Origin of the sequence: Streptomyces tauricus (assembly GCF_014650955.1) — a bacterium.
GTDB classification, from domain to species: Bacteria; Actinomycetota; Actinomycetes; order Streptomycetales; family Streptomycetaceae; genus Streptomyces; species Streptomyces tauricus.
In genome coordinates this window covers 298,222-317,064 of the sequence record NZ_BMVY01000005.1, presented here as the reverse complement: position 1 = coordinate 317,064, position 18,843 = coordinate 298,222, and the positions used below count along the sequence as shown (strand labels likewise).

Annotated in this window: 13 protein-coding genes; 7 read left to right on the top strand and 6 right to left on the bottom strand. The window is 70.6% G+C overall.

The features are described from left to right. Window positions 1-52: 52 nt before the first annotated feature. From IE278_RS11905 to IE278_RS11880, 6 genes are all read left to right on the top strand, one after another. A complete protein-coding gene (locus IE278_RS11905; protein ID WP_189771462.1) occupies window positions 53-1,831 on the top strand; it encodes an SDR family oxidoreductase in 1,779 nt (592 codons plus the stop codon). Continuing rightward, window positions 1,828-2,727 (top strand): metal-dependent hydrolase, encoded by a 900-nt coding sequence (locus IE278_RS11900; RefSeq protein ID WP_189771460.1) that lies wholly within the window; start codon window positions 1,828-1,830, stop codon window positions 2,725-2,727. The genes IE278_RS11905 and IE278_RS11900 overlap by 4 nt, the downstream gene beginning before the upstream one ends. A 43-nt stretch (window positions 2,728-2,770) precedes the next feature. Further along, entirely contained in the window at window positions 2,771-3,727 is a 957-nt protein-coding gene (locus IE278_RS11895; RefSeq protein ID WP_189771458.1) for a MerR family transcriptional regulator, read from the top strand. A 122-nt stretch (window positions 3,728-3,849) separates the two neighbouring features. Next, window positions 3,850-4,461 carry an RNA 2'-phosphotransferase gene (locus IE278_RS11890; RefSeq protein ID WP_246570258.1) on the top strand — a complete coding sequence of 204 codons (612 nt, stop codon included), beginning with the start codon at window positions 3,850-3,852 and terminating at the stop codon, window positions 4,459-4,461. A gap of 98 nt (window positions 4,462-4,559) precedes the next feature. After that, window positions 4,560-5,471, top strand: coding sequence for an LLM class flavin-dependent oxidoreductase (locus IE278_RS11885; protein WP_189771454.1), 912 nt, complete (start codon window positions 4,560-4,562; stop codon window positions 5,469-5,471). Between the two features lie 215 nt (window positions 5,472-5,686). Next, on the top strand, window positions 5,687-6,574 hold the full coding sequence (locus tag IE278_RS11880; RefSeq protein WP_189771452.1) for a Cof-type HAD-IIB family hydrolase: 888 nt from the start codon (window positions 5,687-5,689) through the stop codon (window positions 6,572-6,574). Between the two features lie 105 nt (window positions 6,575-6,679). On the opposite strand, the gene IE278_RS11875 is transcribed toward IE278_RS11880, so the two are convergent. The 6 genes from IE278_RS11875 to hisC all read right to left on the bottom strand — a co-directional run bounded on the left by IE278_RS11875 (window position 6,680) and on the right by hisC (window position 17,169). After that, window positions 6,680-7,735 carry a peptidoglycan DD-metalloendopeptidase family protein gene (locus IE278_RS11875; RefSeq protein WP_189771450.1) on the bottom strand — a complete coding sequence of 352 codons (1,056 nt, stop codon included), beginning with the start codon at window positions 7,733-7,735 and terminating at the stop codon, window positions 6,680-6,682. 209 nt (window positions 7,736-7,944) lie between these two features. After that, complete coding sequence (locus tag IE278_RS11870) at window positions 7,945-9,552, bottom strand: sensor histidine kinase (RefSeq protein ID WP_189771449.1); 1,608 nt, start codon at window positions 9,550-9,552, stop codon at window positions 7,945-7,947. Window positions 9,553-9,661: 109 nt separating this feature from the next. Continuing rightward, complete coding sequence (gene cydD, locus IE278_RS11865; protein WP_189771448.1) at window positions 9,662-13,156, bottom strand: thiol reductant ABC exporter subunit CydD; 3,495 nt, start codon at window positions 13,154-13,156, stop codon at window positions 9,662-9,664. 101 nt (window positions 13,157-13,257) lie between these two features. Then, window positions 13,258-14,262, bottom strand: coding sequence for a cytochrome d ubiquinol oxidase subunit II (cydB, locus tag IE278_RS11860; RefSeq protein ID WP_189771447.1), 1,005 nt, complete (start codon window positions 14,260-14,262; stop codon window positions 13,258-13,260). A gap of 20 nt (window positions 14,263-14,282) precedes the next feature. Then, window positions 14,283-15,788 carry a cytochrome ubiquinol oxidase subunit I gene (locus IE278_RS11855; protein WP_189771446.1) on the bottom strand — a complete coding sequence of 502 codons (1,506 nt, stop codon included), beginning with the start codon at window positions 15,786-15,788 and terminating at the stop codon, window positions 14,283-14,285. Window positions 15,789-16,086: 298 nt separating this feature from the next. Further along, a complete protein-coding gene (gene hisC, locus IE278_RS11850; protein WP_189771445.1) occupies window positions 16,087-17,169 on the bottom strand; it encodes a histidinol-phosphate transaminase in 1,083 nt (360 codons plus the stop codon). A gap of 432 nt (window positions 17,170-17,601) precedes the next feature. Between hisC and IE278_RS11845 the strand changes: the two genes are divergently transcribed. Next, a complete protein-coding gene (locus IE278_RS11845; RefSeq protein ID WP_189771444.1) occupies window positions 17,602-18,714 on the top strand; it encodes a LacI family DNA-binding transcriptional regulator in 1,113 nt (370 codons plus the stop codon). The last annotated feature ends 129 nt before the right edge of the window (window positions 18,715-18,843 follow it).

Sequence of the window (18,843 nt, the reverse complement as noted above, 5' to 3'; positions counted from 1 at the left end):
CGAAGAACCTGTGAGCCGTGGCGAAGGGCACGTGCCCCTCGGTGAAGGGCACGTGGCCCATGGCGAAGGACGAGCGCTCCTCGCGGGTGCGCGTGAGCGCTGGGTGCGTACGGGCGGAGTCGAGCTGTGTGTCGCCGAGTGGGGCGATCCCGCGACGCAGCCCACGGTGGTGCTCGTGCACGGGTATCCGGACTCCAAGGAGGTGTGGTCCGAGGTCGCCGGGCGCCTGACCGAACGCTTCCATGTCGTGCTGTACGACGTGCGTGGCCACGGCAGGTCCACCGCGCCCAGTCCTCTGCGCGGCGGGTTCACCCTGGAGAAACTGACGGACGACTTCCTGGCGGTCGCGGACGCGGTCAGTCCGGACCGGCCGGTGCATCTGGTGGGCCACGACTGGGGTTCGGTGCAGGCCTGGGAGTTCACCACGGTCGAGCGCACGAAGGGGCGGATCGCGTCCTTCACGTCGATGTCCGGTCCTTCCCTCGACCACTTCGGTCACTGGATCAAGAGGCGCATGTCGCGCCCCACCCCCCGCAAGGTCGGGCAGCTGCTCGGCCAGGGCGCCAAGTCCTGGTACGTGTATCTGCTGCACACGCCCGTCCTGCCCGAACTGGCCTGGCGCGGCCCCCTCGGCAGGCAGTGGCCGAAGATCCTGCGACGCCTGGAGAAGGTCCCCGCGGGCGACTATCCGACCTCGTCGCTGCCCAGGGACGCGGCTCACGGCGCATGGCTGTACCGCGACAACATCCGTCCCCGCCTGGGCAGACCCCGCAGTGACGCGTACGCGCACGCGCCCGTGCAGCTCATCACGCCCCTGGGAGACGCCTACCTCTCGGAGCGGCTCTACGACGAACTGGAGCACTGGGCACCGCGACTGGTGCGCCGCACCCTCCCGGCCAAGCACTGGATCCCGCGCACCCGGCCCGACCAAGTGGCCGCCTGGATCACCGAGTTCGTGACCGCTACCGAGGGCGGCCGGCCTGCGCCCGCGGTGAGCGGCCCGCACGCAGAACGCTTCGGCGGGCAGCTCGTGCTGGTCACCGGGGCGGGCAGCGGCATCGGACGGGCCACCGCCTTCGCGTTCGCCGAGGCCGGCGCGCGCGTGGTGGCCGTCGACCGGGACGCGCAGAGCGCGGCGCGCACCGCGGAGCTGTCCCGGCTCGTCGGCGCCCCGGAGGCCTGGGCCGAGACGGTCGACGTCTCGGACGAGCAGGCCATGGAGCAGCTCGCCGCGAAGGTCGCCGCCGAGTACGGGGTCGTCGACGTCCTGGTGAACAACGCCGGGATCGGACTGGCCGGCTCCTTCTTCGACACCACCGTGGAGGACTGGCGAAAGGTCCTCGACGTCAATCTGTGGGGAGTGATCCACGGCTGCCGGCTCTTCGGGAAACAGATGGCGGAGCGCGGACAGGGCGGCCACATCGTCAACACCGCGTCGGCGGCCGCGTATCTGCCGTCGAAGGCGCTGCCCGCCTACAGCACCTCCAAGGCGGCGGTGCTGATGCTCAGCGAGTGTCTGCGCGCCGAGCTGGCGGGCCAGGGCATCGGCGTCTCGGCGATCTGCCCCGGATTCGTCAACACCGCCATCACCTCGACCGCGCGCTTCACCGGAGTCGACGCCGACGAGGAGAAACGGCGCCAGAAGAGATCCGCGCGGCTGTACGGGCTGCGCAACTACCCACCGGAGAAGGTCGCCGAGGCCATCGTGCGAGCCGTCGTCCGCAACCAGGCCGTGGTGCCGGTGACGGCGGAGGCTCGTGGCGGCCGCCTCATGTCCCGTTTCACTCCCGGAGCACTGCGCGCGATCGCACGGATGGAGCCACCGCTGTGACAGAGCACCACGCCATCACGCCCCGCCGGGTCTCCTTCGACTGGGAGCGGACCCCGCTCCACTGGATACCGGACGAACCGACCGCCACCCACGTCATCAATGTGCTGCATCTGCTGCTGCCCGCCGGGGAGCGGTGGTTCGTCAAGGTCTTCAAGGAAGGCCTGCCGCTGGTCACCGACCCCGAACTGCTCAAGGACGTCAAGGGGTTCATGGGCCAGGAGGCGACGCACAGCGTGCAGCACTCGTACGTGCTGGACCATCTGGCGGCGCAGCGGCTGGACACGGACGCGTACACGAAGCATGTCGAGTTCCTCTTCCGCGGGATCCTCGGCGAGACCCCGCCGCTGGGCCTGATACCGGCCCGGGAGTGGCTGCGCCTGCGGCTCTCGGTGATCGCGGCCATAGAGCAGTTCACCGCGGTGCTCGGCGACTGGGTGCTGGCCGCCGAAGGGCTGGACGACGCGGGGTCCGACGAGGTCATGCTCGATCTGCTGCGCTGGCACGGCGCGGAGGAGGTCGAGCACCGCGCGGTCGCCTTCGACATGTACCAGCACTGCGGCGGCGAGGGCCTGCCCCGGTATGCGCGCCGGGTGGCGGGCATGGCGGTCACAGCTCCGGTGATGCTGTACATGTGGGCGTGGGGCGCGGCCTATCTGATCCGCAACGACCCGCAGTTGGCGGGCCGCCCGCGCTATTCGCTCGGGGCGCACAACCGGGCGGTGCGCAAGGGGCTGCTGCCCACGTGGAAGGAGCTCGGCTCGGCCGTACCGCGTTATCTGCGGCGCTCGTACCATCCTTCGCAGGAGGGTTCGATGCGCCGCGCGATCGAGTATCTGGCGCTGTCGCCCGCCGCCCGGGCGGCGGCGGGGGCGATCGGCAGGGCGGCGATCGCGTAACGACGGGCGCTCGGGAGGGCGGGGAACCGAAAGGGCTGTAACTGTGATCGACGAGCCGGCGGGTGCCGCGTACCGGATCGAGGACCTGGCGCACCGCAGTGGCGCCACGGTCCGGACGATCCGCGCCTATCAGGACCGCGGGCTGCTCCCCCGCCCGGAGCGGCGCGGGCGCGCCAACCTCTACGCGGACACCCATCTGGCCCGGCTCCGGCAGATCGCGGACCTGCTGGACCGCGGCTACACCCTGGCCTCCATCAAGGAGCTCCTGGAAGCCTGGGACGCGGGGCGCGGTCTCGGTGGCGTACTCGGTCTGGTCGCCGAGGTCGACGGGCCGTGGACGGACGAGGAGGCGGTCCGTATCTCGCGGGCCGAGCTCGACGAACGGTTCGGCGGTCACCCGGACGACGCGGCGGTGGCCGAGGCGATCGAGCTGGGTGTGCTCGAAAGAATTCCGGGACAAATTCCGGGACAGGAGGACACGTTCCTCGTACCGAGCCCCCAAGAGCTGGCGGTGGCCGTCGAGTTGTACGAGGCAGGCGTGCCGCTGTCCGCGATCTCCGGCCATCTGCGGGAGTTGAGGGGCCAGGTGGAGCACATCGCCTCCCGGTTCCTGGAGTTCACGGCCGAGCACGTCTTCGCCCGCTATCTCGGCGATCACCCGCCGAACGACGCCGACGCCACGGAAGCGGCCGCGCTCGTACGCCGGCTGCGGCCGCTCGCACGTCAGACGGTGGACGCCGAACTGGCGCGGGCCATGCAGTTGTTCGCCCATCGCGAGCTGCGCCGGCATCTCGGTGTGGACAAACCCCTGGCGAACACGGAAGAGACGCGTACGGTGGCGGTTCCGGCCGCGACAATGACCGCTGTGGAAGGGCTTGTCGGCGCTGAGAACGCGGCCGAGTTCATCGCCCTGGCGGCTGAACGTGAGGTCAGGGCACGTGCCTTGGACGCACTTGCCGCACACGGTCCTCAAACGAACGAAGTTGACGAACCGTCCTAAACTGTCGGGGAGTTGTCCACAGATTCGCCAACTACGCCTGTGGAAAACGCATTTGGCTGTGGATCAAACCTCCGGGCCAAAATCAAATGCGTGATCAGCGTCTCTCCAGGCACCCTGGCGGAATGAACGCGAGGCATGACGAGCGACATGACGAGAGAGACGAGAGAGATGGAGACGAGAAGTCTCCGGACGAGAGGCGCACCGTAAAGGTGTCGAAGTACCTCTCGAAGCATCTGCGGCACCAGCCCGAGAGGATCGGGCTCACGCTCGACGACGGCGGCTGGATCGAGATCGACACGCTGATGGCCGCGGCGGCGGCGCACGGCTTCCCGTTCACCCGCGGCGAGCTGGACCACGTGGTGGTCCACAACGACAAACGGCGCTTCGCGATCGTGGGCACCCGGATCCGGGCCAGCCAGGGCCACTCCGTGGAGGTCGACCTGGGACTGCCGTCGGCGACCCCGCCCGCGTACCTCTACCACGGCACCGTCGCCCGCAGCCTGGACGCGATCCGCGCCGAGGGTCTGCGGCCCATGAACCGGCACGACGTGCACCTCTCGGCCGACCGCGAGACGGCGACCCGCGTCGGAGCCCGCCGCGGCCGCCCCGTCGTGCTCTCCGTGGACGCCGGCGCCATGAGCCGCGACGGCCATGTCTTCACGGTCAGCGCCAACGGCGTCTGGCTCACGGCCGCCGTGCCCCCGCGCTACCTGCGGTTTCCGGCCACGCACTGAAGAACCGATGACCGGCGTGGCGCGCGCGGTCCGGCCGTGGCCGCCCCCGCCGGTCGGCCGCTTCGGTGTGCCGTACGGCTGCGCTTAGGCTCTGCGGCATGAGTCTGCGCCTGAGCACCGTGATCCTGCCGTACCTCCGCTGGCACGAGGGAGGACGTTCCGCCTGGCAGCGCGCCGAGCAGCTCGGGTTCCACACCGCTTTCACCTACGACCACCTGGCGTGGCGGACGTTCCGCGAAGGCCCCTGGTACGGCGCCGTGCCGACGCTGACCGCCGCCGCGGGCGCCACCGACCGGCTGCGCCTCGGCACGCTGGTCACCTCCCCGAACTTCCGGCACCCGGTGGCCCTCGCCAAGGAACTGATCTCCCTCGACGACATCTCCGGTGGCCGGATCACGCTGGGCATCGGCGCGGGCGGCTCCGGGTTCGACGCCACGACACTGCTGCGTACCGGCGAGGAGCCGTGGACGCCGCGTGAGCGGGCCGACCGCTTCGGCGAGTTCGTACCGCTGCTCGACCGGCTGCTCACGGAGGACACCGTGTCGTACGACGGCACGTTCTACTCGGCGCGTGAGGCCTACAACATCCCCGGCTGTGTGCAGCGCCCCCGGCTGCCCTTCGCGGTGGCCGCCACCGGGCCGCGCGGACTGCGGCTCGCCGCCGCGCACGGACAGGCGTGGGTGACCACCGGGGACCCGAAGCTCTTCGAGTCGGGCACGCCCGAGGAGTCGGTGGGCGCCCTGCGCGGCCAGGTGGAGAAGCTGGCCGCCGCGTGCGAGAAGGCCGGCCGTGATGTGCGCGAGCTCGACAAGGTCCTGCTCACCGGCTTCACCCCGGACCGCGGGCGTCCGCTGGAGTCCCTCGACGCGTTCGTCGACTTCGCGGGCCGCCACGGGGAGCTGGGCTTCACGGACATCGTGATCCACTGGCCCATCCCGGACTCCGATTTCGCGGCGGACGAGAAGGTCTTCGAGCAGATCGCACTGGAAGCGGTCGCGCAGCTGGGCTGACGCCCGGTCGAAGGCCGACACTCAGTTGGCGGCCGACGCCCAGTAGGGCAGGGGCAGGGCCCGGTCTGCGACCGCGGGTCGTCGTTCGTCGCTCGCGCCCTTCCCCCGCACCCCGTGCGGGGCGGCCTCCGGCCAAGCGGCTCGTGGTCCGGAAAAGGGCAGGTCACGGGTTACGTCACTCACATGTGCGGACCGCCGCACGCCCGTGCGCGCATATGCGGGAGAATGACGGAGTGACCTCAGCGACCCGACGGCCCGGGATCCCGGCCTCCCCCCTCCCGACCCGCCTGATCGCCACCGACCTCGACGGCACCCTGCTGCACGACGACAAGTCCGTCTCACCCCGCACGGTGGCCGCCCTGGCCGCCGCCGAGGCGGCCGGCATCGAGGTCTTCTTCGTGACCGGGCGCCCGGCCCGCTGGATGGACGTCGTGAGCGACCACGTCCACGGTCACGGCCTCGCCATCTGCGGAAACGGTGCCGCGGTGGTGGACCTGCACGGCGGCCCCGGCGCCCACCGCTTCGTCAAGGTGCGGGAACTGGCACGGGAGAACGCGCTCGACGCCGTACGGCTGCTGCGCGACGCCGCTCCCGGCACCCTCTTCGCCATCGAGCAGACCTACGGCTTCTACCAGGAGCCCGCGTACCCGAAGCTGCACCTGGAGGCGCCCGACACCGTCGCGCCCGCCGAGAAGCTTCTGGCGCCGGACGCCCCGGGCGCCGATGAGCCGGTGCTCAAGATCCTCGCCTACCACCACGAGATCGCCCCGGACGACTTCCTCATGACCGCCCGGCTGGCCATCGGCGACCGGGCCAACGTGACCCGGTCCAGCCCCAGCGCGCTGCTGGAGATCAGCGGCCCCGGCGTCTCGAAGGCCAGCACCCTCGCGCTGTGCTGCGCCGAGCGCGGCATCTCGCACGAAGAGGTCGTCGCCTTCGGTGACATGCCGAACGACGTGGAGATGCTCACCTGGGCGGGCACGTCGTACGCGATGGGCAACGCGCACCCCGACGTGATCGCCGCGGCGTCCGGACGGACGGCCGCCAACACCGAGGACGGCGTGGCTGTCGTGATCGAGCGGATACTCGCGGAACACCGGTAGAAGCGGAACCCTGGGAGCACAGAGCACAGGGAGCACCGCGAGGAGCGGCAGGAGCGGAACACCGGTGGGAGGAGACCTCCGGTGGCCGCCTGCCCGCCCCCGGAGCTACAGCTCGACTCCCCGCTCGGCGAGCCACTCGCGCGGGTCGACTCCCGAGCCGGCCTGCGGGGTCAGGCGTACCTCGAAGTGCAGATGCGGACCCGTCGAGTTGCCGGTCGTGCCCGACTGGCCGACCCACTGCCCGGTGGACACCCGCTCCCCCTGTTCCACGGTGACGGCCGCCAGATGGGCGTACTGCGTGTAGTAGCCGCTCGCATGCCGCACCACGACCTCGATGCCGTACGGGCCACCGCACGACACCTTGACCACCCGCCCCCGGCCCACCGCACGCACCGGCGTACCGATGTCCACCGCGAAGTCCTGCCCGGTGTGCCGGTTCGCCCAGCGTTCACCGCCGCTGCCGAACCCCGCGGAGAGTCCGTACGTCTCCACCGGGGGGATCCACGGCTGGGTGAAGGTCGTCTCCGGCTGGTCGAGCCGGACCGGACCCCGGCACGCACCGGCGGCGGCCGAGGCGTCCGCCTGCCCCTGGAGCGTGCCCTGGGCCTCCTCCAGCTTCCGCTCGATGCCGCGCTTGATCCCGGCGAGTTCGTCGTTGCGCCGCTCCAGCGCCTGCCAGGCGGCCTCCGCCTTCGACTCGTCGGCGGCGAGCCTGCTCTCGGCCCGGCGGTTCCTGGTGACGGCGTTGTCGACCGTCAGGTCCGCCCGCCAGAGGGCACGCTGACCGCGCATCAGCTCCTCGGGACTGTCCGCGAGCAGCATCTGCGCGGTGTGCGGGAGCCCACCGCCGCTGCGGTACTGGGCACGTGCGATACGGCCGAGGTCCCCCCGCAGCACGGCGATGTCCCGCCGCTCCCGGTCGAGGAGCCGCTCCAGCCGCTGGGCCCTGCTCCGCTGTTCCTCGGCCTCGCGGCGCCCTGCCTCGTACCGCTGCGTCGCCAGTGACGCCTCCTCGTACAGCCGCACGACCTCGGCGCCGAGCCCGCCGGAACGGTCGGCGTCCCCGGTGCCGGTGGCCGCCGTGGGCCCCGCCGCCAGGACGGCCAGCGCGCACGACAGCGCCGTGACGAGCAGGGGGCGGCGACGTCGACGTGAGCGCATGACATGGATCGTGTCGCGCGGGGACGGCTCCGGTCCTGTTCACGTCGTACACCTGGGGGAGCGGTCGGCACGGATGGACCACTGCGCTGGGCCGAACAGGGGGCTTGGCGAAGCCACTTCGGCGAGTCCCGCCGCACGCCCCTGCCGCCGCCCCAGCCCCGCCCTGTCTTGCCCTGCCTCACCTCGTCCTGCCCCGCCTCGCCCCGGATTCAGTGCGGCGCCTCCCAGACCACCGACGTGCCGCCGCCGTCCTTCCCGGACCCCGGTCCGTACCAGCTGTCCCCGCCCAGCGACTCCGCGCGCCGCTTCAGATTCTTCAGCCCGCTGCGCCGGCCCCCTTCGGGGATCCCGACGCCGTCGTCCGTGACCGTGAGACGTACGCCGGTCTCCTCGTCCGGTAGCCGTACCGTCGCGTCCACGGTGACGTCGATCCGGGACGCTCCCGCGTGCCGGAAGGCGTTGGACAGGGCTTCGCGGAGGGCCGCGATGAGGTTCTTGGCCGTGAGTTCGCCGACCACCGTGTCCACGGGTCCGACAAAGCGGTGTGACGGCTTGAAGCCGAGCGGTACGGCGGCCATGTTGATCTCCCGCAGGACGCGCGTCCGCAGCCGGGTCGGCAACTCCGCGGGCCCCTGCTGGAGCGCGAAGATGGCCGTACGGATCTCCTGGATGGTGACGTCGAGTTCGTCGACCGCCTTGCCGACGCCCTGCCGCACCTCGGGCAGCACGGACCGCCGCTGGGCGCTCTCCAGCAGCATCCCGGTGGCGAACAGCCGCTGGATGACGAGATCGTGCAGGTCGCGGGCGATCCGGTCACGGTCCTCGTAGACCGCGAGCTGTTCGCGGTCCCGCTGTGCCTCGGCCATCATCAGCGCGAGCGCGGCCTGGGAGGCGAACTGCGTCGCCAGGGTGCGCTCGGCATCCGAGAACGGGCGGGCGTCCGCCGCGCGGGCCATGACGAGGGTCCCCAGGACCCGGCCGCCGCTCTGGAGCGGCAGGAGCATCGTCGGCCCGTAGCCTCGGGAGAGGTCGGCGAGCATCCGCGGATCCGAGGCCGCGTCCTCGACGAACACGGCCTTCCCCGCGAGGAGCTGGCCCGCGACCGCGTTCTCGGGCGGCACGACGAGGCCCAGTGCCCTCGACGGGTGCTCGGACGCGACAGCGACGATCTCCAGTCCGCCCGCCGCCGCGGGCAGCAGCACGAGCCCGGCCATCGAGTCGGAGAGCCGGCGGGCCTGTTCGGCGACCACTTGGAGCGCTTCGTCGGCGTCTCCTCCGGAGAGCAGCGCGGTGGTGACGGCCACGGATCCGTCGATCCAGCGCTCACGCCGCTTGGCGGCCCCGTACAGGCGCGCGTTCCCCACCGCGATGCCCGCCTCGCGTGCCAGTACGCGCACCATGTCGAGGTCGTGCTCGCCGAACGGGCCCCCGTCGCGCTTCTCGGCGAGGTAGAAGGTGCCCAGGCTCTCGCCCTGTACGCGGATGGGGACGGCCAGGAAGCCGGCCTCGGGCGGAGGACGGATCCCCTCGGCCCCCGCGGTCCCCCCGGCCTCCTCGTACCCGTCCGGCAGCCGCCCGATCCACCGGACCGCCTGCCCGCCGGTGTCCTCGCCCGCGTGCTCGGCGAGGCCGTCCCCGCACTCCGCCGCCAGACCGACCGCCGCGTACCGCGCGTCCGCCAGCTCCGCCGCGGTCTCGCAGATCCGCTCCAGCGTGGACCGCAGCCGCAGACCGCTGCCGACCGCCCGCATCGCTTCCAGCAGCCGCGGTACGTCGTCTGGGTTCGGGGTGCCGCCGGGGCCCGGCTCGACTGACATGCACCGAGCCTAGTTAGTCCCATTTGTCAGGGAAAGTCGAACCCCGGCCCGTCGTCCCGTCGTCCCGTCGCCTCGTAGTCCCGTCGTCCCGTCGTCCCGCTCGACGGCCTCACCGTGCGAGGAGTGCCGTCTCCGTCCGGCTCTCCCGCTCGGACATCTCCCGCAACGGCCCCTCCGCACCCACCAGCTCGTCGAACGCGCCCCGCTGCACCACCTTTCCCTCGGCCATGACGACCACCTCGTCCACCGCTTCGAGCCCCGCCAGCCGGTGCGTGATCATCAACGTCGTACGCCCCTCGGTCGCGGCCAGGAGATCGGCGGTGAGGGCGTCGGCGGTGGCCAGGTCGAGATGCTCCGCGGGCTCGTCGAGCACCAGCACGGGGAAGTCCGCGAGCAGCGCGCGGGCGAGCGCCAGCCGCTGCCGCTGTCCCCCGGACAGCCGCGCGCCGTGCTCCCCGATCATCGTGTCGATCCCGTCGGGCAGGCCGTCGGCCCAGTCGAGCAGCCGCACCCGCCCCAGCACGTCCCGCAGCGCGGATTCCGTCGCGTCCTTCCGTGCGAGCAGCAGATTCTCCCGCACCGAACTGTCGAACAGATGGGCGTCCTGCGCGCAGAGTCCGACCAGTCGCCGCACGTCGTCGCCGTCCATGCCGTACGCGTCCACGCCCCCCAGCGTGTACGTCCCCCCGCGGGGGTCCAGGAAGCGCAGCAGCACCTGGGCCAGCGTCGTCTTGCCGGATCCGGACGGCCCGACGACGGCGGTCCGGCGCCCGCGTTCGAGCACCAGGTCCACCCCGGCGACCGCGTCCCGCTCCTGGCCGGCATAGCGGGCGGCCAGGCCCTTCACCACGACCGGGAACGGCGACGCGGGCGCCTCCACCGGCCGTTCCGGCTCCCGTACGGGCTCGGGCGCGTCCAGGACCTCGTACACGCGCTCCGCGCTCTTGCGGACCCGCTGCCGGTACTGGGCGGCGAGGGGCAGCCCCAGGACGGCCTCGAAGGCGGCGAGCGGTGTGAGGACGACGACGGCGGTCGCCACGCCGCTGAGGCGTCCGTCGGCGACCGCCTGGGCGCCGACGAGCGCGGCGGCCGTGACGGTGAGGCCGGAGACCAGCGCGGTCAGTCCGTCGCCGAGCGCGGTGGCGGTGGCGGCCCGCGAGGTGATGCGGGTGAGTTCGGCGTCGGCCCGCCGCGCCTCGGCGGTACGGGCGGGCAGCGCGCCCGCGACGGTCAACTCCGCCGTTCCCGTGAGGAGATCGGCCACCCGGGTCGCCAGCACACCCCGTGCCGGTGCCAGCCGGCGCTCGGCGCGGCGCGCGACGGCGCCGGTCACCAGCGGAACGCCCACACCCGCGGCCAGCAGCCCGACGGCGAGAACGGCCCCCGCCTCGGGCAGCAGCCAGGCCGTGAACCCGACCGAACCCGCGGACACGACGGCCGCCGCGGCGGCGGGCAGCAGCCAGCGCAGCCAGTAGTCCTGCAGCGCGTCGACATCGCTGACGAGTCGCGAGAGCAGATCACCGCGCCGGGTGGTCCGCAGCCCCGCGGGCGCCAGCCGTTCGAGGCGCCGGTACACGGCGACCCTGGTGTCGGCGAGCATCCGCAGCACCGCCTCGTGCGAGACCAGCCGCTCGGCGTACCGGAAGACGGCCCGGCCGATCCCGAAGGCCCGCGTGGCCGTCACGGCGACCATCAGATACAGCACGGGCGGCTGCTGCGACGCCCTGGAGATCAGCCAGCCCGAGGTGGCCATGAGGCCGACGGCACTTCCGAGCGCGAGACTTCCGAGCAGGAGGGCCGCCGCGAGCCGCCCCCTGCGCGGCCCGGCCATGGCACGGACGCGCGCGAGCACGTCGCGCCGCCTCTCCGGGAGAGTGGCCACCTTCTCCGCGTCCGCCACGGGCACGGACTCCACCCCGTCGGAGCGACGCGTCCGCGTCTCGCCGGACCACACGGCACGGTCCGCCGAAGCCGTCGGCTCCAGCCGCACCACCCGGTCGGCCACGCCCAGCAGGGCCGGCCGGTGGACGACCAGCAGGACGGTCCGTCCGACGGCGAGGCGCCGGACCGCCTCCACCACCTCGGCCTCGGTCGCCCCGTCCAGCGAGGCGGTCGGCTCGTCCAGCAGCAGCACCGGCCGGTCCGCGAGGAACGCCCGTGCCAGGGCGAGTCGTTGACGCTGTCCGGCGGAGAGTCCGGCACCTTCCTCACCGAGGAGCGTGCGCATTCCGTCGGGGAGCACGTCCACGAACTCCAGGGCCCCGGCGTCGGCCAGTGCCTCCCGCACCGCGGAGTCGTCCGCCTCCGGCCGCGCCAGCCGTACGTTCTCGGCGACGGACCCGGCGAACAGATGGGGCCGCTGCGGCACCCAGGCGACGCGCGAACGCCATTCCTTCAGATCGGCTTCAGCAAGATCGACTCCCCCGATGCTCACTCGCCCCTCCGTGGGCCGGACGAAGCCCAGCAGCACGTCGAGAAGAGTCGTCTTGCCTACGCCGCTGGGGCCGACGAGCGCCACCGTCTCTCCGGGGCCCACCTCGAAGGACACGTCCGACACCGCGTCGGACGACCGCCCGGGGTAGCGGACCGTCACTCCCTCGAAGCGCAGCTCCTCGGAGGCGGGCGCGATACCGGTGCCGGGCTCCCGCACAGGCGTCTCAAGAACCGCGAAGATCTCCTCCGCGGCGGACAGCCCCTCCGCCGCCGCGTGGTACTGCGCCCCGACCTGGCGCAGCGGCAGATAGGCCTCGGGGGCGAGGATCAGCACGACCAGTCCGTCGTACAGCGCCATCTCACCGTGGACGAGACGCATTCCGATGGTCACCGCGACCAGGGCGACCGAGATCGTGGCGAGCAGTTCCAGCGCGAAGGACGAGATGAAGGCGATCCGCAGGGTCCGCATGGTCGCCTGCCGGTACTCCCCGGTGATCCGCCGGATGGACTCGGCCTGCGCCTTGGCCCGTCCGAAGACCTTGAGCGTGGGCAGCCCCGCGACGACATCCAGGAAGTGCCCCGAGAGCCGGGACAGCAGGTGCCACTGCCGGTCCATCTGGGACCGCGTGACCCAGCCGATGAGCATCATGAAGATCGGGATGAGCGGCAGCGTGCCGACGATGATCGCCGCCGACACCCAGTCCTCGGTGACGATCCGGGCGAGGACGGCCACGGGTACGACCACCGCGAGCCCCAGCTGTGGCAGATAGCGCGAGAAGTAGTCGTCCAGGGCGTCCACCCCGCGCGTGGCGAGCGCGATCAGTGACCCTGTCCGCTGTCCGCTCAGCCACTCCGGACCGAGCGCGCCGGCCCGCTCCAGCAACCGCCCGCGCAGCTCCGACTTGACCGCCGCGCTTGCCCGGTACGCCGCGAGTTCGGTGAGCCAGGAGATGAGCGCGCGACCGACCGCGACAGCTGCCAACAGAAGCAGTGGCGTGCGGAGTTCACCCGTCGACAGTCCGTGCTGGAAGGCGCCGACCACCACTTCGGCGATGAGCATGGCCTGCGCGACGACCAGCCCCGCTCCCACAACTCCCAGCCCCACGACCGCCATCAGGAAGAGGCGGGTGGCGCGGGCGTATCGAAGAAGTCGCGGGTCGATCGGTTTCACGTGAAACACACCCTTGGGTCAAGCAGGCATGTTTCACGTGAAACACACCTTCTTCTCATGGCGCATGTTTCACGTGAAACATGCCCCCGGATTTATGAGCCTCAGTGCACGGCGTCGGCAATGTGCTGGGTGCCGATCCGCTTGCGGAACACCCAGTACGTCCAGCCCTGGTAGAGCATCACCACCGGCGTCGCGATCACCGCACACCAGGTCATGATCTTCAACGTGTACGGGCTCGACGAGGCGTTGGTGACCGTGAGGCTCCACTCGTCGTTCAGCGAGGACGGCATGACGTTCGGGAAGAGCGTCAGGAAGAGCATGGCGACCGCGGCGATGATGGTGAGGCCCGACAGTCCGAAGGCCCAGCCCTCACGCCCCGCCTGATTCGCCGCGATCGCCGCGACCAGTGCGGCCACCGCCACGACCAGCGCGACCAGACTCTTGCCGTCGCCGTTCTCGACCTGGGTCCAGAGCAGGAAGACCAGCGCGAGCCCGGCCGTCACCACTCCGAGCCGCAGAGCCAGCTTCCGCGCCCGTTCCCGGATGTCACCGAGGGTCTTGAGCGCCGCGAACACCGCCCCGTGGAAGGTGAACAGCGTCAGTGTGACCAGCCCGCCGAGGACCGCGTACGGGTTGAGCAGGTCCCCGAGGCTGCCCACGTACTCGAAGTTCCGGTCGATCTTCACGCCCCGGACGATGTTGCCGAAGGCGACGCCCCACAGGAACGCCGGGAGCAGCGAGGTCCAGAAGATCGCGTTCTCCCAATTGCGCTGCCACTGCTCCTCGGGCCGCTTGGCCCGGTACTCGAAGGCCACTCCACGCAGGATCAGGCAGACGAGGATGAGCAGCAGGGGCAGATAGAAACCGGAGAAGAGCGTCGCGTACCACTCGGGGAAGGCGGCGAAGGTCGCGCCTCCCGCCGAGAGCAGCCACACCTCGTTGCCGTCCCAGACCGGGCCGATGGTGTTGATCAGCACCCGCTTCTCGGTCCGGTCGCGGGCGAGCAGCTTGGTGAGGACGCCGATCCCGAAGTCGAAGCCCTCCAGGAAGAAGTAGCCGGTCCACAGGACGGCGATGAGGACGAACCAGACGTCGTGAAGTTCCATGACTCAGCAGCTCCCTGGGCCTAGTAGGAGAAGGCCATCGGCTTGTCGGCGTCCCGGGGGTCGCCGCCGATCTTCGTGGGCGGGTTGAGGTCGGCCTCGGTGAGCTCGGGCGGTCCGGCCTTGATGTACTTCGCGAGCAGCTTCACCTCGACGACGGCGAGGATCGCGTAGATCGTCGTGAGGACGGTCAGCGAGATGATCATCTCGGTCTGGGACACACCGGGGGAGACCGCGTCGCGGGTCTGCATGACGCCGTAGACGACCCAGGGCTGCCGGCCCATCTCGGTGAAGATCCAGCCCCACCCGTTGGCGATCAGCGGGAAGGCCATCGTCCAGACCGCCAGGAGCCAGTACAGCCGGGTGAGCCGGGAGCCGAGCGGCTTCTTGAACAGCACCAGATGCGGTACCTCGTCCTCCCCCGTCCGCTGCACGGCCGGCAGCAGGAACCTCTTGCGGGTCAGCCACAGTCCCAGCAGCCCCAGGGAGAAGGACGCCATGCCGAAGCCGATCATCCAGCGGAAGCCCCAGTAGGCGACGGGCACGATGGGCTTGTAGTCGCCGGGGCCGAACTTCTCCTGCTCGGCCTTGTTGGTGTCGTTGATGCCGGGCACGTACGAGTCGAAGTCGCTGTGGGCGAGGAAGGACAGGAGGCCGGGTATCTCCAGGGCCACCGTGTTGTGCCCCTTGTCGACGTCCCCGTAGGCGAACACGGAGAAGGGCGCGGGTTCCTCGCCGTCCCACAGGGCCTCCGCGGCGGCCATCTTCATCGGCTGCTGCTCGTACATGACCTTGCCGAGGGTGTCCCCGCTGATCGCGGTGAGAAGACCGCCGACCGCCATGGTGACCAGTCCGAGCCGGAGCGAGGTCCGCATCACCGGGATGTGCTTCTTGCGCATCAGGTGGAACGCCGCGATGCCCACCATGAAGGCGCCACCCGTCAGGAAGGCCGCCGAGAAGCTGTGGAACACCTGGTTGAGCGCGGTGTTCTGGGTCAGGACCAGCCAGAAGTCGGTGAGTTCGGCGCGCCCCTTCTGCTCGTTGATGCGGTAGCCGACGGGGTGCTGCATCCAGGAGTTGGCCGCGAGGATGAAGTACGCGGAGAGCAGCGTGCCGATCGAGACCATCCAGATGCAGGCCAGGTGGATCTTCTTCGGCAGCTTGTCCCAGCCGAAGATCCAGAGCCCGATGAACGTGGACTCGAAGAAGAAGGCGATCAGGGCCTCGAAGGCGAGCGGGGCACCGAAGACGTCACCGACGAAGCGCGAGTAGTCGGACCAGTTCATGCCGAACTGGAACTCCTGCACGATGCCCGTGACGACACCCATCGCGATGTTGATCAGGAAGAGCTTGCCCCAGAACTTGGTGGCTCTGAGGTACTTCTCCTTCTCCGTGCGCACCCATGCGGTCTGCAGGCCCGCGGTGAGCGCGGCGAGCGAGATCGTGAGCGGGACGAAGAGGAAGTGGTAGACGGTGGTGATGCCGAACTGCCATCGCGCTATCGTCTCCGGCGCCAATGCCAATTCCACGTCGTCAACTCCTTACGTCGCCGTGGTAACCGCGGCAGTTTGCCCCACTTGCCCCAGACATCCAGAAGCAAATGGGACGCGCTTGTGAACGCGTTCACATTCACAAGCAATTATGACGCATGGCCGTTCGACCGGTGACAGGTGGGGGTACCCAGCTGCGGGCGCCGCCGTGTCAGGCACAAAACGCCAGGTCAGAGGGCGTGCGCAGACAACGGAAGAGACGAACGCCACAAGGCCCCGGCATCCCGCGAAGTGCGGGGTGCCGGGGCCTTGATCGACCGCTTGGGCGACGGATCGGTCAGAACTCCTTGCGGAAGCCCTCCGCCGTCTTCAGGAAGATGTCGTTGGCCTCGGTCTCGCCCACCGTCACCCGGACACCCTCGCCCGCGAACGGCCGCACGACGACCCCGGCCTGCTCGCACACGGCGGCGAAGTCGACCGTGCGCTCCCCGAGCCGCAGCCACACGAAGTTCGCCTGGGTGTCCGGCACCGTCCAGCCCTGCCCGCGCAGCGTCTCGACCACCCGCGCGCGCTCGGACACCAGCGAACCGACCCGCCCGAGGAGCTCGTCCTCGGCGCGCAGCGAGGCGACCGCCGCGTCCTGAGCGAGCTGGCTCACACCGAAGGGCACGGCCGTCTTGCGCAGTGCCGCCGCCACCGGCTCATGAGCGATCGCGAAGCCGACCCGCAGCCCGGCGAGACCGTACGCCTTGGAGAACGTACGCAGCACGCACACGTTCGGCCGCTCCCGGTACAGCTCGACACCGTCCGGCACCTCGGCATCGCGCACGAACTCCCGGTACGCCTCGTCGAGAACCACCAGGACATCGCCCGGCACCCGGTCGAGGAATCGTTCCAGCTCGGCCCGCCGCACCGCCGTGCCCGTCGGGTTGTTGGGGTTGCAGACGAAAATCAGCCGCGTCCGGTCGGTGATCGCGTCCGCCATCGCGTCGAGGTCGTGGACATCGCCCGGCGTCAGCGGCACCTGGACCGGCGTCGCCCCGCTGACGCGGGTGATGATCGGGTACGCCTCGAAGGACCGCCAGGCGTAGATCACCTCGTCGCCCGGTCCGGAGGTCGCCTGCACCAGCTGCTGGGCGACGCCGACCGAGCCGGTGCCGGTGGCCAGATGCGTGAGCGGCACCCCGAACCGGTCCGCCAGCTCGCTCATCAGCCCCGTGCACGCCATGTCGGGGTAGCGGTTGAAGGCCCCCACCGCCGCGCTCACGCTCTCCAGCACACCCGGCAGCGGCGGATAGGGGTTCTCGTTGGAGGACAGCTTGTACGCCACCGGACCGTCCGTGGACGCGGCGGGCTTCCCCGGCTTGTACGTGGGGATACCCTCCAGCTCGGCTCGCAGCTTCGGGCTCGTCTCGCTCACCGCAGTCCTCCTTGTGACCGTCTCCGGCTCATCACCACCACCGGCTACCAATACTGCTCACCTTAAGAGGATTCGCAGCCGCTGAGTACGGCCCGGGACCGACCTCCCGGCCGGCACCGAAGATCCGCGGGCGCACTCCCGGGCATCACCGCCCGAAGGCGTACGAAAGAGGGGGCGCGCTGCCCGTCACAGCCCGCGCCGGTGGCTCGCGCCGTGGCGCGCATCCCTCGTGAAGGTGAGTTGAGACCTCTTCGAGACATGGCCCCTTTGGCAGGCTCATGCGCGTCGACAAGTGACGTACTGCCATTGAAACGGTCAACTCCCTTGCATTCCAAGGGAGTTGAGTGCTTATGACCATGCAGAAACGTGCCTGTCAACGAGTGCATATGCGTCCGCACTACCCCACCGCATGAGCCCTACTATCGGCTCGCCATGACAGCAGCAGGGAAGCACCAGGTGAGCCGGTCGGATACCTCCCGTCGAGGAAACCGGCCGGGCCGGGCGGGCATCAGAGACGTGGCCGCGGCCGCCGGAGTCTCCATCACGACGGTCTCCGACGCCCTCAACGGCAAGGGACGGCTCCCGGACGCCACCAGACGCCATGTCCGCGAGGTCGCCGACCGGCTGGGGTATCGCCCCTCCGCGGCGGCCCGAACCCTCCGTACCGGCAAGTCGGGCCTCATCGGCCTGACCGTGACGACCTACGGGGACGAACCTTTCACCTTCACGGAGTTCGCGTACTTCGCGGAGATGGCCAGAGCCGCCACCTCGGCCGCGCTCGCCCGGGGCTACGCCCTGGTCATCCTCCCGGCGACCTCGCGCCACGACGTGTGGTCGAACGTGGCCCTGGACGGAACGGTCGTCATCGACCCCTCCGACCAGGACCCGGTCGTCAGCGAACTGGTCCGCCAGGGGTTACCGGTGGTCTCGGACGGCCGCCCGGCCGGCTCGCTGCCGGTGACCGCCTGGGTGGACAACGACCACGAGGCCGCGGTCCTGGGCATCCTCGACCACCTGGCCGCCGCCGGCGCCCGCAGGATCGGCCTGCTGACCGGGACGACCACGGACACGTACACGCACCTCTCCACGACGGCGTACCTGCGCTGGTGCGAGCGCGTGGGCCAGGATCCCGTCTACGAGGCCTATCCCGCGCACGATCCGTGCGCGGGGGCCGTGGCGGCCGACCGGCTGCTCGCCAGGCCCGACCGGCCCGACGCCGTCTACGGGCTGTTCGACCCCAACGGCACCGACCTCCTCGCGGCGGCCAGGCGCTACGGTCTGCGCGTACCGGACGACCTGCTCCTCGTGTGCTGCAGCGAGTCCACCGTCTACGCCAGCACTGAACCGCCCGTCACGACACTCTCGCTCAAACCGAGACGAATCGGCACGGCCGTGGTCCAGCTCCTCATCGACGCCATCGAGGGGGTCGAATCGGACCAACCGGTCGAGCAGGTGATACCGACGGAGCTGATCGTGCGCACCTCCTCCGAGCGTCGGCCGCCACGGACGACCGTCAGCCCGCCGAGGTCCCCGGAGGAGGGGTGACCTCCGACGCGGAAAGCCCCTCTCAATTCGGGAGAAAACCACGGTGAACTGGGGTTCTGCTCCGATTCACCACCCCTGGGTCATCACATGGCGCGATCCGCATTCCTATGATGGGCGGACGACACCGCG

Excerpts from the sequence above, each read along its gene's own strand:
- IE278_RS11890 (WP_246570258.1), top strand. The coding sequence starts at position 3,850 with ATGAACGCGAGGCATGACGAGCGACATGACGAGAGAGACGAGAGAGAT.
- IE278_RS11875 (WP_189771450.1), bottom strand. The coding sequence starts at position 7,735 with ATGCGCTCACGTCGACGTCGCCGCCCCCTGCTCGTCACGGCGCTGTCG.
- IE278_RS11885 (WP_189771454.1), top strand. The coding sequence starts at position 4,560 with ATGAGTCTGCGCCTGAGCACCGTGATCCTGCCGTACCTCCGCTGGCAC.
- IE278_RS11880 (WP_189771452.1), top strand. The coding sequence starts at position 5,687 with ATGCGGGAGAATGACGGAGTGACCTCAGCGACCCGACGGCCCGGGATC.
- cydB (WP_189771447.1), bottom strand. The coding sequence starts at position 14,262 with ATGGAACTTCACGACGTCTGGTTCGTCCTCATCGCCGTCCTGTGGACC.
- IE278_RS11870 (WP_189771449.1), bottom strand. The coding sequence starts at position 9,552 with ATGTCAGTCGAGCCGGGCCCCGGCGGCACCCCGAACCCAGACGACGTA.
- IE278_RS11845 (WP_189771444.1), top strand. The coding sequence starts at position 17,602 with ATGACAGCAGCAGGGAAGCACCAGGTGAGCCGGTCGGATACCTCCCGT.